The 16,777-nt window shown below is 31.9% G+C and carries 14 protein-coding genes; 4 read left to right on the top strand and 10 right to left on the bottom strand.

The genetic code is table 11. From position 1 onward, the window contains the following. The first annotated feature begins 120 nt into the window (after positions 1-120). Positions 121-618, top strand: a complete 498-nt coding sequence (locus VFS71_RS11890) for a metallophosphoesterase family protein (RefSeq protein WP_326401496.1) — start codon at positions 121-123, stop codon at positions 616-618. 4 nt (positions 619-622) lie between these two features. On the opposite strand, the gene VFS71_RS11885 is transcribed toward VFS71_RS11890, so the two are convergent. The 3 genes from VFS71_RS11885 to VFS71_RS11875 all read right to left on the bottom strand — a co-directional run bounded on the left by VFS71_RS11885 (position 623) and on the right by VFS71_RS11875 (position 3,607). Further along, entirely contained in the window at positions 623-2,317 is a 1,695-nt protein-coding gene (locus VFS71_RS11885; protein WP_326401495.1) for a tetratricopeptide repeat-containing sensor histidine kinase, read from the bottom strand. A 49-nt stretch (positions 2,318-2,366) separates the two neighbouring features. After that, positions 2,367-3,029 (bottom strand): response regulator transcription factor, encoded by a 663-nt coding sequence (locus VFS71_RS11880; protein WP_326401494.1) that lies wholly within the window; start codon positions 3,027-3,029, stop codon positions 2,367-2,369. Between the two features lie 164 nt (positions 3,030-3,193). Further along, complete coding sequence (locus tag VFS71_RS11875; RefSeq protein WP_326401493.1) at positions 3,194-3,607, bottom strand: DUF4293 domain-containing protein; 414 nt, start codon at positions 3,605-3,607, stop codon at positions 3,194-3,196. A gap of 181 nt (positions 3,608-3,788) precedes the next feature. On the opposite strand from VFS71_RS11875, the gene rho reads away from it, so the two are divergent. After that, the gene (gene rho, locus VFS71_RS11870; protein WP_326401491.1) at positions 3,789-5,612 is read left to right on the top strand and encodes a transcription termination factor Rho; all 1,824 of its coding nucleotides are present in this window, start codon (positions 3,789-3,791) and stop codon (positions 5,610-5,612) included. Positions 5,613-5,707: 95 nt separating this feature from the next. Here rho and VFS71_RS11865 read toward each other — a convergent pair whose 3' ends face one another. The 3 genes from VFS71_RS11865 to VFS71_RS11855 form a co-directional block, all read right to left on the bottom strand. Next, positions 5,708-6,964, bottom strand: coding sequence for an RsmB/NOP family class I SAM-dependent RNA methyltransferase (locus tag VFS71_RS11865; protein ID WP_326401489.1), 1,257 nt, complete (start codon positions 6,962-6,964; stop codon positions 5,708-5,710). A gap of 105 nt (positions 6,965-7,069) precedes the next feature. Next, a complete protein-coding gene (locus VFS71_RS11860; RefSeq protein ID WP_326401488.1) occupies positions 7,070-9,040 on the bottom strand; it encodes a KUP/HAK/KT family potassium transporter in 1,971 nt (656 codons plus the stop codon). A 125-nt stretch (positions 9,041-9,165) separates the two neighbouring features. After that, entirely contained in the window at positions 9,166-10,359 is a 1,194-nt protein-coding gene (locus VFS71_RS11855) for a hypothetical protein (protein ID WP_326401487.1), read from the bottom strand. A 114-nt stretch (positions 10,360-10,473) separates the two neighbouring features. Between VFS71_RS11855 and VFS71_RS11850 the strand changes: the two genes are divergently transcribed. Further along, entirely contained in the window at positions 10,474-11,532 is a 1,059-nt protein-coding gene (locus VFS71_RS11850; RefSeq protein ID WP_326401486.1) for an oxidoreductase, read from the top strand. A gap of 59 nt (positions 11,533-11,591) precedes the next feature. Here the strand turns inward: VFS71_RS11850 and VFS71_RS11845 are convergent, their stop codons facing one another. From VFS71_RS11845 to VFS71_RS11830, 4 genes are read right to left on the bottom strand one after another with little or no spacing between them, the layout of a single operon-like run. Next, positions 11,592-12,077, bottom strand: a complete 486-nt coding sequence (locus tag VFS71_RS11845; protein WP_326401485.1) for a sensor of ECF-type sigma factor — start codon at positions 12,075-12,077, stop codon at positions 11,592-11,594. 18 nt (positions 12,078-12,095) lie between these two features. Beyond that, entirely contained in the window at positions 12,096-12,524 is a 429-nt protein-coding gene (locus VFS71_RS11840; protein WP_326401484.1) for a hypothetical protein, read from the bottom strand. 34 nt (positions 12,525-12,558) lie between these two features. Further along, positions 12,559-13,101 (bottom strand): sigma-70 family RNA polymerase sigma factor, encoded by a 543-nt coding sequence (locus VFS71_RS11835; protein ID WP_326401483.1) that lies wholly within the window; start codon positions 13,099-13,101, stop codon positions 12,559-12,561. A gap of 59 nt (positions 13,102-13,160) precedes the next feature. After that, complete coding sequence (locus VFS71_RS11830; RefSeq protein WP_326401482.1) at positions 13,161-14,273, bottom strand: SRPBCC family protein; 1,113 nt, start codon at positions 14,271-14,273, stop codon at positions 13,161-13,163. Between the two features lie 305 nt (positions 14,274-14,578). Between VFS71_RS11830 and VFS71_RS11825 the strand changes: the two genes are divergently transcribed. Beyond that, positions 14,579-16,615, top strand: coding sequence for a dipeptidyl-peptidase 3 family protein (locus VFS71_RS11825; protein ID WP_326401481.1), 2,037 nt, complete (start codon positions 14,579-14,581; stop codon positions 16,613-16,615). Positions 16,616-16,777: the final 162 nt, after the last annotated feature.

Raw genomic sequence — 16,777 nt, 5'->3', positions numbered from 1 at the left:
CTAGAATGTCTATTTTTGCTCAAATGCCCTAGCCCCGATAGAAGTGGAAATCCTTTTTATCCCGATTTTTCATCGGGATAAAAAGATTGAAACGGATAGCGGGAAATAGCTCCCAGAAATATGAAAAAAATCCTTCTCCTTTCGGATACACACAGTCACATTGATGATACGATTTTAAAATATGTTGCACAAGCCGATGAGGTTTGGCATGCAGGCGATATTGGGGATTTGGTGGTTACGGATACCATCAAAAAGTTGAAACCTTTACGTTGCGTGTATGGTAATATTGATAATGCCCAGGCTCGTTTGGAATTTCCTTTGCACAATCGTTTTTTTTGTGAAGGGGTTGATGTTTGGATAACGCACATTGGTGGTTATCCAGGGAAATACAATCCAGCACTGAAGGCTGAAATAACATCAAATCCACCAAAGCTGTTTATTTGTGGACATTCGCATATTTTAAAAGTGATTTTTGACAAAAAGAATAATCTATTGCACATGAATCCGGGAGCAGCCGGTAAAAGTGGTTTTCATCAGGTGAGAACGATGCTTCGTTTTGTGATTGATGGTGAGGTTATTAAAGATTTGGAGATTATAGAAATAGATAAAAAAACATAGTGTTTTAATATACTATTGGAATTTTTAAGCTAACTATTGTTCCTTTATTTAGTGTAGAATTAATAATAAATTCTCCTTTCATGTTGTTTATTCTTGCCCGAATTTGGTTGATTCCAAATCCTTCGGTAACTTCCAATTTGCTGTTCATAAAACCATTTCCATTATCAGAGACAACTATAGAAAGTTTATTTTCAATTTCTTTAATCGTAACGTCTGCAGTAGTTGCTCCACTATGTTTTATGGTATTGTTCAGTAACTCAGCAATGATAAAATAGAGTTTCATCTCAAACTCTTCATTGTATCTTTTTTTAATCGCAATGCTTGAATTAAATGTGATTTTAATTCTTGAATTGGATGTTTTTTCACATAGATCTTCCAATGCGTAGAGTAATCCAAATCGAACCAATAGGGAAGGCATTAGTTCATGGGATAAGTTTCGGATTTGATTGTGTGCTTCTTCGAGAATTTCTTTTGTTTTGTTGATTTCTTCGGGTTGGGCCTTGTTGATCGAGGTAAAAACATTAAGATGCAAACCAGCCGAGGAAAGTAGGGAACTAATGTTGTCGTGTAGAAAAGAGGCGATTTTTTTTCGTTCCAATTCTTGCCCGTCAATAGAGGCGTTAATTATGTTTTCTTGGATTTTACTTCGAATATCTTTTAGTCTGTTTTTTTGTTTCAAACGAATGTTTTGAACGAAAAAATAAAAGAAAATAATAACACATAATAAAAGGAAAAGTACAATAATTGCAATTTTTTTATTTGTGGATTGTTCTTCAATAAGTTTGTTCTGCTTTATTTTGTAAGTTGTTTCAATCTTGTCTATTTCTCTCTTGTAATGGTCAATTTCGAGATTAATACCTATGACATTGGCCTTGATTAGTTTTTCTTCTATGTTGAGTTCATTGGTAATTTTGTAATACAACATGAGGTTGTCATAGGCTTTTTTTGGCTGATTTATTTTATTTAAAAATTTTGAATATTCTAAATGAGAGAAGGATAGATCAGATTTCTCATTTCCAATAGAGCCAAATTCAATGGCTTTTTCGAAGGAAGAAATTGCTTTATTATTGTCGTTGATAAAACTGTTGTACATGCCGTTTAGCATGTTTAAAGCTACAATGGTGGAATCGTTTCCGTCAATAGATTGGTATTTATTGATATACTGTAAATAAGAGAATCCTTCTGCAAATTTTTCAATGTCAAAATAGGCCCAGGCAATATTTAGTTTTGTGAGGAATATTTGTTTCCTGTCTAAAACTGCTTGACTAAGCTGTAGAGATTTTTTATAATAATAAATTCCTTTGTCGTATTGCTTTTTGTCAAAACAATAGATGTTGCCTAAATTGTTGTAAAACTGTTTTTTTAAAGTGTTGTCGTTTGTTTTGTTGACGTAGTAAAGCCCTAGATTATAATAGTGTAATGCTTTTAAAGGTTCTGTTAGTTCATCAAAGTTGGAAGCTATTACTAAGTAAGAATTGGCAATTAAGGTATTGTCTTTATTTTTAATGGCCTGTTCTAATGCAACCCTTGATTTTAATAATGATTTTTCATAATCACCATTAATCCTGTTTGTCCTTGCATCTTTTATTAGTTTGACAGTTTCTTTTTGTGATAGTGTTTTGTTTTGGGCGAGTGAGGTTTGACTAAAATAGATTAGAAATAAAAAAGTGATTAGTATTCGAAACCTAATTTGGTACATATATTTATTGTAGAAGCGATAAATAAAAATGTTCTAAGTCTTTTAACACTTATGTTATAATCAGATGATTATTCATGGCATACTTAACAATGCCAATTGTGTTTTTTGCTTTTAATTTTTTCATAATATTTTTTCGGTGCGTTTCAACTGTATTAATACTGATGAAAAGCTGCTCGCTTATTTCTTTACCGCTATATTCCAAAGCAATCAAAATAATGATTTCTATTTCACGTTCAGTCAACAATGGGTTTACATTGGGTTTGTAAGTGTTTAACTTTGGATTGTTTTTAGTGGCATTAGAGAATATTTTTTCTCGAATGGATTCGCAAAAATATTCTTCGCCATTGGCAACAGCTTGGACCGCCTCAATAATATTGTCCCCAGCACATTGTTTGGTTAAATAGCCACTTACTCCTAGGTCCATGATTTCTTTGATTAATTTTAAATCATCATAGCTTGAAAGGATTATTACTTTACAAGGAAAGCCTTTTTGGGCGAATTCTTTAACAACTTCAATTCCGTCTTTTTCGGGCATACTAATGTCTAAAACAAGAACCTCGGCTTGATTCTTGGTTACATCATCGTATATAGTTGTTCCATTGAGAGATGATCCAACAACTTTAAAATGTGGTATTGTTTGTAGTAAAGTTTGTATACCATGTAAAATTATCTGGTGGTCATCGGCAAGATGAATTCGAATATTTTTTGTCATATTATCTATTACAGTATTCAAATTTATAAAAAAAAAGATTCTTAATCTGTACTATTTTTTTTATTTATTAAATTAAATAAAATAAAATTGCTGTTTTGAATAAAAAAACCCGAACTGTTACATTCGGGATTTCTTCGCACATTAATAAATTAAATTTTATAGGTTTATCTCAATCTATCCACAGATTTTACAAGATCTTCATCCTTCTTGATGGCTTTGTTAGCTAAAACTAAAAAAACGATAGCCAAGATAGGTAGAAACATCCCAATACCTTTCTCAGAAACAACAGGTGTTTCTCCAGATAAATTTAGCGAATGATAAACAAACAATCCTAATAAAATCAAATTTAATACGATATTCAATCTGTTGGCAACAAATTGAGTTTGTCTTTTTTTAAATGATATAATGCTGTAAATGGTTATTGCAGTACTTAGTCCAAACAATATTACATAAAATTGATTTTGGAGAAAAAGATAGTCTTTACCATCACTCAATGTCCATAGTGGGAAAATAAATGGTAAAATGCCTACCGCCAAAAAGGTAAGTATTAAATATATGGTTTGAATTCTTTGTATCATGTCTTTTTATTGTTGTACAAAAATATATTTTCTTTTTAATAAATACTATTGTATGATAAATTTTATTTGTATTATTGCATAACATTACCGTAAGCACTTCATACTGCGGTTCATTAAAATAAGATACTACCTAAAAAATCTTTTGCATTATTTCCAAATTAATTAAACAAATAGAACATTCATGTTTGATATTTCTGTATTAAAAGAAATGAAGCTTGCTGAGCTTCAAGAAATAGCTAAAACGGCTAAAACAATAAAATTCAACGGTGTAAAAAAAGATAATTTAATTAGTCTTATTTTAGATCATCAAGCTGCTACTGTTGTTGTTGAACCTACTAAAGACAAAGCAACAGAAGAAGAGAAGCCAAAGCGAGCTCGGATTGCACCGATTAAAAAAACGGTGATTCAAAAAAGTGAAACTCCAGTTTTGTTGGACACTAAAGTAGAAGAGAAGGTAATCGAAGAAATAGTGGCTGCTCCAGAAAAAAAAGAAAAAATTATTTCACCCAATAACAATACTCAGAAAGAGGAAGAAGTTGCTTCTAATAATGAAGTTAAAGTTGTTAAGTTCAGTAAATCAGCTTACGAGAAGAAGATGGCTTTGCAAAGAGAAAAAGAAGCTTTGAAGGAAGTTGTTGTTTCTGAAGAGGCTCCATCAGATTCAAATTCGGAAGTGGTGGAAGAGAAAGCAGAAAGTTCTGTTCCAGAAAAAAAAATAAATCCGAATCAATTAAATAAGAAAGTACAAAACCCCAATAATAAGGTTAATCCAAATCAGAATGGAAATTCCAACCAAAATGGAAATTCCAATCAGAATCAAAATCCTAATCAGAATCAAAACCCAAATTTTAAAAATAAAAAAAGTAATTTCAAAGATGCTGATTTTGAATTTGACGGAATTATAGAAAGTGAAGGCGTTCTTGAAATGATGCCTGATGGTTACGGTTTTTTACGTTCTTCTGATTATAATTATTTGGCTTCACCAGATGATATTTATTTATCGACTTCTCAGGTGCGTTTATTTGGTTTAAAGACTGGAGACACTGTAAAAGGAGTCGTTCGTCCACCAAAAGAAGGAGAGAAGTTTTTCCCTCTTGTTAGGGTTTTAAAAATTAATGGGCACGACCCACAAGTGGTTCGTGATAGAGTTTCTTTCGAACACTTAACTCCAGTTTTTCCTTCTGAAAAATTTAGATTGGCCGAAAAGCAGAGTACCATTTCTACACGAATTATCGATTTGTTTTCTCCAATTGGAAAAGGGCAACGTGGTATGATTGTAGCCCAGCCAAAAACGGGTAAAACAATGTTGCTGAAAGAAATTGCCAACGCAATTGCTGCCAATCATCCTGAAATTTATTTAATCGTTTTGCTGATCGATGAGCGTCCAGAGGAGGTTACCGATATGCAACGCAGTGTACGTGGTGAAGTAATTGCTTCTACATTCGATAGAGAACCTCAAGAGCATGTTAAGATTGCCAATATTGTTTTGGAAAAATCCAAAAGATTGGTGGAATGTGGTCATGATGTAGTTATTTTGTTGGATTCTATTACTCGTTTGGCAAGAGCATATAATACAGTTCAACCGGCTTCAGGGAAGGTTTTAAGTGGAGGTGTTGATGCCAATGCTTTGCAAAAACCAAAACGTTTCTTTGGTGCCGCCCGTAATGTTGAAAATGGTGGTTCTTTGAGTATTATTGCAACTGCTTTGACAGAAACAGGTTCTAAAATGGATGAAGTTATCTTTGAGGAATTTAAAGGAACTGGTAACATGGAATTGCAATTGGATAGAAAAATCGCCAACAAACGTATCTTCCCTGCTATTGATTTAACATCGTCTAGTACAAGACGTGATGATTTATTATTGGATCCAAAAACATTGCAAAGAATGTGGATTATGCGAAAAATGCTTTCGGATATGAATCCTGTTGAAGCAATGACTTTAATAAATGACCGTTTCAAAGAAACCAAAAATAACGATGAATTTTTAATCTCTATGAATGATTAATAAATAGAAAATACAAAAAGATGTATAAAAAAATCCTCGATAGTTTCGAGGATTTTTTTTATGGGTAAAAATTTATAAAGTCTGAAATCTATATTCTATTCTTTCTTTTCTTTTATTCTTTTTTCAGTCGGTTCTGTGCTTTCTTTTCTCTCTAGTAAGGCCATATAAAAACCATCAAAACCAGATTCTGATGCCAATATTTTTTGGTCTTTTATGAAATTGAATTGTTTACCAATATCAGTTGTCAAGAAACGAGCTACTTGCTCTTGATTTTCAGAAGGCAAAATTGAACAGGTTGCATACACTAATTTACCGCCTGGTTTTACAATTTTTGAATAGCTTTCCAAAACTTCCGATTGCACTTTTCTAATGTTATCAATGAATTCCGGTTGTAGTTTCCATTTTGAATCTGGATTTCTTTTAAGAACTCCTAATCCACTACAAGGAGCATCAATTAATACTCTATCAGCTCTCTCATGAAGTTTTTTGATAACTTTTGTAGAATCAATTATTCGGTATTCGATGTTGAAAGCACCATCTCTTTTGGCTCTAAGCTTTAATTGTTTTAGTTTACTTTCATATAAATCCATTGCAATCAATTGCCCTTTGTTTTCCATCAAAGAAGCAATATGCAATGTTTTTCCTCCTGCACCTGCACAAGTGTCTACGACTCTCATCCCTGGTTTTACATCTAGAAAATGAGCTACTAATTGTGAATTAGCATCCTGAACCTCAAAGAAACCTTGCTTGAAGGCATCAGTCAAGAAAACATTTGCTCTTTCTTTTAGAACTAATGCGTCTGGCTGGTTTTTTAAGAATTCTGTTTCGATGTTTAAATCCATCAAAATAGCTCTTAAATTTTCTTTGGTAGTTTTAAGAGTGTTTACTCTCAAAATAACTTTTGCGGGTTGATTTTGGGCTGCAATTTCTGTTGCCCAAACTTTTTCACCTAATTCTTTTACGCCTAATTCATCCATCCAATCCGGAATAGATTCTTTTAGGGCTCTTACTTTTGAAAGTTCGTCAAAGCGACCTTTTATTTTTCGTTCTGGAGTTCCTTCCAATTGTCTCCAATCTGGAATTGGATATCCTCTTAAAACAGCCCATACTGAGAACATTCTCCAAAGATTGTCTCTGTCGTAAGGTTCTTTTACTTCTGCAATTTCTGCATATAATCTTTTCCAACGTACGACTTCGTAGATAGTTTCTGCTACAAATTTTCTATCGGAACTTCCCCAACGTTTGTCTTTTTTTAGGGATCTTGCTACTACTTTGTCGGCATATTCTCCTTCGTTGAAAATAGCATTAAGTGCATCAATGGTAGTATAAACTAAATTTCTGTGTAATCTCATTTTAAATAATTGAAATGCAAAGGTACTATTTATTGGTTAAAACTAAGTTTTATATTTTAATCAAAAAAAACACTGTTATGAAACAGTGTTTTTTAATTGAATGTTTTAGTTTTTGACAAAAACTCTCGTTAGTCCGATATTTTCTGGAGCGTGAAGAACCATTGGGAATTTTTCAATTTTCACAGAACTACTGTCGAGTCCAAAAGCACTTTCTTCGGATAAACTTAGTTTTTTAATGAAGAAATAAGAGTTCATGATTAGTTTTTCATGCCATAATAAATCACTGTCATTGGATAGGAATTTCTCAGATAAAACGAATTTGAAATCTCCAATAATATTGTTTTTATTTAGGGATTCATATCTACTGGTAATATCTACTTCGCCATTTTTAACCATGTCTTTGATGACCTCTCTAAACATTAGGTTTATTTTGGTTGGTTCTCTAAATCCTAGATTAAAATCTACTCGGTATAAATCATCTTTAAGAATTTCTCTTACTTTATATTCAGTTTTATATGGTTCCGATAAAATGTTTACGTGAACAAACCAATAAATATCTGCTCTTTTTGGTCTTTTTTGTAAGATTGAAAACATTACTTTTTCTTCTATTTCATCACTGCGATTGGCATTGGTCATATAAACCAAATGGGTTGCGTATTTTGGAATAGATAAATCGGCACTTAATTCACTAAGAACTTTCTTGTAATCATCAATTTTTACAACTTTAGTATAGCTTTTATTAATTTGTTTGGCTCTGTACCAAATAGTCATTACACCGATAAGGATAAGGGCAATAAAAAGTGTTACATAACCTCCTTCGGCAAATTTTGTAATGTTGGCGGCTAGAAAACTTAATTCGATGCACATGTAAATGGTAATTAATGGTACAAAAAAGAACCATTTTACACGTTTCATTATTAAGTAAAAGTTCAATAACATGGTTGTCATTATCATACATAGGATAATCGCCAAGCCATAGGCGTGCTCCATATTGCTTGATTCTTCAAAATGCAAAACGATCCCAATACAGCCAATAAGTAATAACCAGTTTATAGAAGGTATATATAATTGACCTTTAAGCTCCGTTGGGTATTTGATTTTAACTTTTGGCCAAAAACTTAATCGCATTGCCTCATTAATTAATGTGAAAGAACCAGAGATAAGGGCTTGAGACGCAATTACAGTGGCTACAGTTGCAATAACAATTCCAAAAGGTTTGAACCATAATGGCATTATTAAATAAAAAGGATTGGCGAAATCACCTCCAAGCGCCTGTAATGTTGTTCCTTCGTGGTGTATTAAATAAGCTGCTTGTCCAAAGTAATTTAACACTAAAGCCATTTTTACAAAAATCCAGCTTATTCTAATATTTTTTCTGCCGCAATGTCCCATGTCTGAGTATAATGCCTCAGCTCCTGTAGTACATAGGAATACAAATCCTAATACAAAAAAACCTTCAGGATGTATGCTTAATAAATGATAAGCATAATATGGATTAATAGCTTTGAAAACTTCTGGATGTAAATGAATTTGGTTTATACCTAGAACGGCCAACATACCAAACCATATCAACATCATAGGAGCAAAAAACTTTCCAACTAATTTAGTTCCAAATTGTTGAATAGTAAATAACATTACTAAAATACCAATAACTATTGGAACGGTATTAATTTGGGGAAAATAGCTTCTCATTCCTTCAACAGCAGACGACACTGAGATGGGAGGAGTGATGATTCCGTCCGCCAACAAGGCGCTTCCGCCAATAATTGCGGGGACAATCAACCATTTGATTTTCGTTTTTTTAACCAAGGCATATAAGGCAAAAATCCCACCTTCTCCATGATTGTCAGCACTTAAAGTGATAAGTACATATTTGATTGTAGTTTGCAGTGTAAGTGTCCAAAACACACAGGATACACCCCCTAAAACAACATCTGCATTTATAACATATTCGCCAAGTATGGCTTTCATTACGTATAAAGGAGAAGTTCCAATGTCTCCATAAATTATTCCTAAAGAAATTAATAACCCACCCAGAGTTAATTTACTATGGAGGTCTTTGTGCGTTGCGCTCATGTATAAATTTTATAAAAACTCGACAAATTTACTGTTTTTAACATAATAAAAGGATTTATTTTTTAAAATAATAAAAGAGGCTTAATATGTTACTATTAAGCCTCTTTTGTACTTTTAAAATTTATTTAGATTCTTCTGTTATTGCCTCTTCCTGCATAGTCATTACCTCTTTGTGATTCAGTTCTTTGGGTGTTGTTTTCTCTTGGAGAACTGCTTCTGTTTTGTGAATAATTCCTTTGAGGTTCTGCTCTTTGAGTGTTGTTTTCTCTTGGGGTACTATTTCTGTTTTGAGAATAATCTCTTTGAGATTCTGCTCTTTGAGTGCTAATTTCTCTCGGAGAACTAGTTCTGTTCTGAGTATATTCTCTTTGAGGCTCTGTTCTTTGAGTACTTACTCTGTTTTGCGTGTAATCTCTTTGAGATTCTGCTCTTGGTGTGTAACCTTCTCTTGCAGTGTTCGTTCTGTATTGAGTATATTCTCTTTGAGTATTACTATTGTAATTGGTATTGTTTCTGGAATAGCTTGAATTGTTTCTGTTATTTGCTACTTCATTTCTATATCCCTTGCCGTTATTATATCTTCTTTGATCTAACTCATATCGGTTTGAAATTGTACTGTTTCTTCTGGCAAATGCATATTGAGGATATTGTCTTTCATAAGTGTTACAGCTGTAAGAGTTGTAGATTGCTGGAGCTCTGTAACATCTTCTGTAGTTTACATAGTTGTATGTGTTTTGATAATTTACACAGCCGTAAACATTTTGTCTATATCTATAAATTGGATAGGGATTCCATGCATAATAGTATGTTGGATAGTAGTTCCAAGTCCAAGTTGAATAATAAGGTCTGTAATAACTAGCCCAAAACGATGCGTAAATTTGTGGTGTATAGCAATATTCAGGTTCATAAATGTAATTTTGTCCATAAATATAAGCGTTTCCAACTATTTGAATCGAAATTCTATTACTTCTGTCTTTTTCGATTTCAATAGTAGCTACATCTTGGTATAAATCACGTCCAATAACTGATTGAATAACTACTACGTGCGTTCTGTTTTCTACAGATTCTATAACTCTTAAATAGTCAACACGATTATCATTGTTTAAATCTAAATTTGAGATTTGTAGTTTCGGGTCGTTCAATCTTCTTTCAAAATCGTTCAAGTTTTCTGATTCTCCAAAGATAGAAGACACAGCGGTCAAATCTAAATTATCACTAATTTCAGAGTTCATTGCGTTTATTGTGGTTCTATTTTGTGCACTCATTTGAAAAGCAAAAAAGGAGGCGATAATGGCGGCAAATTGTAATTTCGTTTTCATGTCTTAATAGGTTAATTGTTTGTGATAAGATATGTACAACAATTGTGCCAGAAATGAATACTATTGATGATATATCTTGGATAAAATTATATATTTGAAAAAAATAAAGAACATATGATGAGAATTTTTTTTGTAACTGTACTGTTTTTTAGTGGTTTGTGTTTTGTGAATGCTCAGAAAAAAAATAAACTAAAATCGGCTAATTTTAGTTTCGTTCAAATTGACACACTTTTTGAAGATAAAATTAGTATTAGAGCAATTGTTGTGGATCATGATAACATCTGGTATGCTGGGGACAAAAATCGATTTGGTTTCTATGATTTAAAATCCAATAAAAAATTTGAAAACGCAATAGTTGAAGATACTTTGAAAATTGAATTTAGAAGTATTGCCAAAACTTCTAATTATATATATGTATTGAGTGTTGCTAATCCTGGATTGTTGTATCAAATTACTAAAGATGGAAAAAAGACCAAATTAGTTTATCAAGAAAAGAATGAAAAGGTTTTCTATGATAGTATGCAGTTTTGGAATGATAAAGAAGGAATCGCGATTGGGGACCCCATAACCGATTGTCTTTCTATAATAAGAACACATGATGGAGGAAATTCTTGGGCTAAATTACAGGATAGTAAACTTCCAAAAGTTTTTGAGGGTGAAGCTCATTTTGCGGCAAGCAATACCAATATAATTGCAAAAGGGAATGATACATGGATTGTTTCTGGGGGAAAGAAATCAAGAGTTTTTTATTCTCCGGATAAAGGAGATTCTTGGAACGTTTATGAAGTGCCTATTGTTCAAGGAAAGCAAATGACCGGAATTTTTACAGCCGATTTTTATGATTCTAAGAATGGGTTTATATCGGGTGGGAATTACGAGTTACTGAATCAAAATTGGGAGAATAAAGCGATAACTGATGATGGTGGAAAAACCTGGAAACTTATTGCTAATAATGAAGCATTTGGGTATGCCTCCTGTGTTCAATATGTACCTAACAGTAAGGGTAAAGGAATTGTTGTTGTTGGAGCTTCAGGATTATATTATTCCTCAGATGGAGGTGTAAATTGGGTGCAATTTAATAAAGATCCAAGTTTATATACTATTCGATTTGTTGATAAAACCACAGCGATTGCTGCTGGTCGTAATAAAATGATTCGAATCCGTTTTAAATAGACAATTCCCGCTTTATATTGGATTTTATAAAACGGGAATTGTTTTGAATTAATAGCGAACTATTTTTTTAAACCTTTGTCTTTATATTGTTGAAGTAGCTTTCTGTTGAAATCTTCTTCTGCTTTTTTTAGTTTTATTATTTTTGCCGAAGGAAGAATTTCTTTTAAGCTTATGATAAATTTCTTTCTTAGATTGAATAAGTCTTCTTCGCTATCTTCAATTTGATTTAATAATGCGGCAGCATCTTTTTCGGATAATTTATCAAGTTCATCATTTTGCATTCTTTTAAAATAGCCTTTCATTTTTTGATGTCTCAATTCAAATTGTTTATCATCAAAGGTGTTGTAAAGTGGCCAAAATTTTTCGGCTTCACTTGAAGTAAGGTTTAATTCGCTAGTCAAAAAAGCCACTTTCATTGCTTTGATTTGCTCTCTTTTTTCTTTGAATTTTTCTCCTTGAGCGTAAAAATTAAAGGATAAGAATAAAAATAGTATTGGATACAATTTTTTAAAGTTCATGGTGCTTATTTTTGTTGATATATTCATTTTTATAGAATTTTGAGTTTAATTTTCAATAACTAAATTTTCGATATTGGGATTGGAAACTAAAATTTCTTCAAGTGTTTCAGACTCTAATTCTTTTTTAGGGGTAATTATTTTACTGCTTTCTGGTTCAATTTCACTAATTAATTCGTCTTGATTTAGATTAGTTTCTTCGGCTAAATAATTTTCTAAAGTTACCGTATCTACTTCCTTACTTTTTGAATTTGCTTGATAAGCTATAGGAATCATTAAGGCAAGCACCAAAACTGCAGCAATAGCCATAAGAAGGGTTTTTCTCTTTCTGAAAATAGATATCACTTTAGTTTCTTCTGCAACTGGCTCTTCTGATAATTTTTGAAGCAAGTTTGCTGAAAAATTTTCAAAATAGTTGTCAGGAGTTTTAAATCCTGAATCTATTTTTGGTTCGTTATCTAATTTAAATGTTTTCATAATTGTGTATTTGACTAAGTCATAACGTAAAGGTTTAATTTGAAGTTACAAATGCTTCTATTTTTTTTACGGCATGATGATAAGAAGCTTTTAATGCACCTACAGATGTTCCCAGTATTTCTGATATTTCCTCGTATTTTAAATCTTCAAAATATTTCATTTTAAAAACCAATTGTTGCTTTTCTGGTAATTCCGCAATTGCTTTCTGTAATTTGATTTGAATTTCATTGCCTTCAAAATAAATATCGGCTTTCAAATTATCAATCGCCTTATTTTGTAATTCAACCGATGAAATACCGCTTTTTCTTGCTTTTTGATTTAAAAAAGTCAATGCTTCATTGGTTGCAATGCGATACATCCAAGAAAATAGTTTGCTTTCACCCTTAAAGTTTTTCAAATTTTGAAATACTTTTATGAAAGTATTTTGCAAAACATCATCTGTATCATCGTGACTCAAAACGATGTTTCGAATATGATTGTACAGCGGTTTTTGATATTCGTGCAGGAGTTCTTGAAACGCTTGATTCTGCGTTTGAGGGTTCAATAAGCCATTAATGAATTCCTTTTCTTCCTGCAATTTGTTCTGTTTTAAACTTAGATGCGAATGAATGAAAAAGGTTTAATCCGAATAGTAAATTAAAATTCGGATTCTTCTACACTTTTTTTAGTGGATGGCGCTGGAGCGGCCACAGTACTATCTTTCACAACTTTTCTATAGGGTGCTGGGATAACTTTGGGTTTTATTGGGAAATAAATATCCGTTAACCATTTTGAAGGGTTTAAACTTTCATTTTTACCAATTGTAAATATTTCCAAATGTGAAAAAGTAGAGTCTATAAGGATATGTTTACTAGTAGTGTATTCAGTTGTTTTTTCTAATGCTTCTTTTTTATAAGTATAATTTCCAGTTAAACTGGTTTTTAATGCTTCAAAAGCAACCAGTTTTCCAGCTAAAATTTCACTTCCTTCGCTAGTGAAAATTTGTTCTTTTATAGGAATGCAAAAGGAAACTTTGGTCAAATCGTTAATTGTGTCGTAAGTGTGATAGATAATGAAAGGCCTTCCGTTCAAGGGCAAATTATTTTGTTTGCAAAAAGTAATAATCTTTGGAAATACAACATTTGCATTTCGAGTAATGTCAGATATTTTACTTGTAAAGGATTGTCTTAAATAAAAAGTTTCGAGTTTTTTTACTATTCCATTTATTTTTACACTAAAAGTGTTGTTTTCAAAATCAAGAGTCTTATCAAGATTGGCTAGGCTTTTATCATAAACTTTGGCTAATGTACTTTGTGTCCCTCCAGTTAAAAAAGAATTTATTTTCATCATAAAATCCATTTTGCCAACAGATTTCCATGTTACTTTAGTTCCTCCTACAGTGTCTTTGAAACTCAAAAACACATCAGACGAAGTACCATTAAATTCCATTTTTTGAACAATACTGTCATTCCCTTTTGTGTATAAAGTTTGAATATTGCCAATATCATTACTGCCTTCCCAAGTTAGTGTGCTTCCATTTCCTATGGTTGTGGGTGAATAGGATAATTTAACATCCTTATCCGAAGCAATCCATGAGCTGAATTTTTGCCAGTTTTTATAATCGTTTACATAGCCAAAAACAGTTGCTTTAGGAGAATTAATTACTTTACTACTTTTTACTGTAAAATTTCCTTTTTGTGTCGCAATATATATAGTTAGTGCCACAAGGCTTAATAGAAATAAAAGAAAAAGGTATTTAATAATTCTCATAATAGGGCTGATTGTTTTTCTGTTGTAAAGTTAGAAATTTAATTAATTATAGTATAATAACAAGAGATAAAATGTTAAATTGTTTTGAAGGAATTCTATTCTCTTATGATTGTGCAATCACTTAAATGGAACGAAATTCTAAGGTGTAAATTGTATTGGCAAATTTTTCGTTTTTAGAAAATATTTATTTTGGAGTTGATAAATATGTAAAATAGGAATTATTCAAGGGTTTATTTTTATTATTTATTTAAAGAAACTGTATATTTGTTGGGTATTTATTTGTTTAACATCTAAAAGAAATATAAATGAAATTAGTTAAAATAGCAGGTCTTTTCATGGTTTTTGCGATTTCGATTGTCTGTAATGCGCAAAGCGATAAAAATGGAGGAACAAAATCCACTCAAAAAGAATCTTCAGATTTTTTCGTAGAACAGTTTTCGGACATTAAAGTTTTACGTTATCAAATTCCAGGATGGGAAAATCTTACTCTAAAAGAGCAGGAATTGGTTTATTATCTAACACAAGCTGGAAATTCAGGTCGTGACATAATGTGGGATCAGCATTATAAATACAACTTGGCAATCCGTAAAGCATTGGAGAATATTTATCAAAATTATAAAGGGGATAAAAACACAGCCGACTGGAAAAATTTTGAAATTTATTTGAAAAGAGTTTGGTTTTCAAACGGTATTCACCATCATTATTCAACCGAAAAAATCAAACCGGATTTTTCAATAGAATATTTCAATAGTTTATTGAAAACTACTAAAACGTCTTTGTCTCCCAAAATAGTTGCTATTTTATTCAATGATGTTGATTCAAAAAGAGTAAATCTTGATGCTTCAAAGGGATTACTGGAAGGATCTGCAATCAATTTTTATGGCAAAGGAATCACTCAAAAAGAAGTTGAAGCTTTCTATGCTGCTAAAAAAAGTCCAGATCCAAAGAAACCATATTCTTTTGGTTTGAATTCTAAATTGGTTAAAAATGCGAAGGGCCAATTAGAAGAAAAAGTTTGGAAAAGTGGCGGTATGTATGGATCAGCGATTGATAAAATTATTTTTTGGTTGGGGAAAGCCCAAAAAGTAGCCGAAAATAAAAAACAAGGTGATGCAATTGGACTTCTAATTAAATATTATAAAACGGGAGACCTTAAAACTTGGGATGATTATAATATTGCCTGGTTACAAGCTACTGAAGGAAATATTGATTATATCAACAGTTTTATAGAAGTTTATAATGATCCATTGGGTTATAGAGGTTCTTATGAAGGAATTGTTCAAATTAAGGATTTTGATATGTCCAAAAAAATGGAAGTAGTATCAAAAAATGCTCAATGGTTTGAAGATAATTCTCCATTGGCACCAGAACACAAAAAGAAAAATGTAGTTGGTGTTTCATATAAAACAGTTGTTGTTGCTGGTGAATCAGGGGATTCATCACCAAGTACGCCAATCGGGGTGAATTTGCCAAACGCAGATTGGATTCGTGCAGATTATGGTTCTAAATCAGTTTCACTTGGAAATATTATTGATGCTTATTCCAAAGCTGCAGGAAAGGGAAGATTACAAGAATTTGCCAATGATGATGAGGAAATAAGATTGGCTGAAAAATATGGCGAACTTGGAAGTAAATTACATACTTCTTTGCATGAAGTAGTAGGACATGCGTCTGGTCAAATCAATCCTGGCGTTGGAACTCCAAAAGAAACTTTGAAAAACTATTCTTCAACATTAGAGGAAGGAAGAGCTGATTTAGTTGGATTGTACTATTTGTATAGCCCTAAAATTCAAGAAATTGGTTTGGTAGATAATTGGAAAGAACTAGGGATGGAGTCTTATGATAGTTACATCAGAAACGGTTTGATGACTCAATTGGTTCGTTTAGAATTGGGTGCAAATATTGAGGAAGCTCATATGAGAAATCGTCAATGGGTAAGTGCTTGGGTATTTGAAAAAGGTAAAAATGACAATGTTATAGAAATGATTAACCGTGATGGAAAAACCTATTTTAATATTACCGATTACGATAAATTACATGATTTATTTGGTCAATTGTTGAAAGAAGTACAACGAATTAAATCTGAAGGCGATTATGAAGCAGGAAAAGCGTTAGTGGAAAATTATGGTGTGAAAGTTGATCAAAAATTACATGCCGAAGTATTAGAGCGTAATAAACAATTTCCTGATGCTCCTTATAGCGGTTTTGTGAATCCAGTTTTGGTTCCAAAGGTGAATGCCAAAGGAGAAATTATTTCGATAGCGGTAGAACAACCTAAAACATTTGCAGAACAAATGTTGAACTATTCTAAAATTTATGGTTTTCTTCCATTAGAAAATTAAAATAAAAACACATTGTTAGAATACGAAAAACGCCCACAGTGATGTGGGCGTTTTTAATTTAGTGAAAGTATTAAATTTCAGTTTGAAGTCTTGGAATCTAAGTTTTTTTAGAAACTTTGTATCTCTTTTGAATTAATGCTTAAAATAAATTTTGATAACAAA

The sequence above is a fragment of the Flavobacterium sp. genome, from assembly GCF_035760125.1.
Taxonomy (GTDB): domain Bacteria; phylum Bacteroidota; class Bacteroidia; order Flavobacteriales; family Flavobacteriaceae; genus Flavobacterium.
This window is presented reverse-complemented; position numbering and strand designations above follow the sequence as displayed.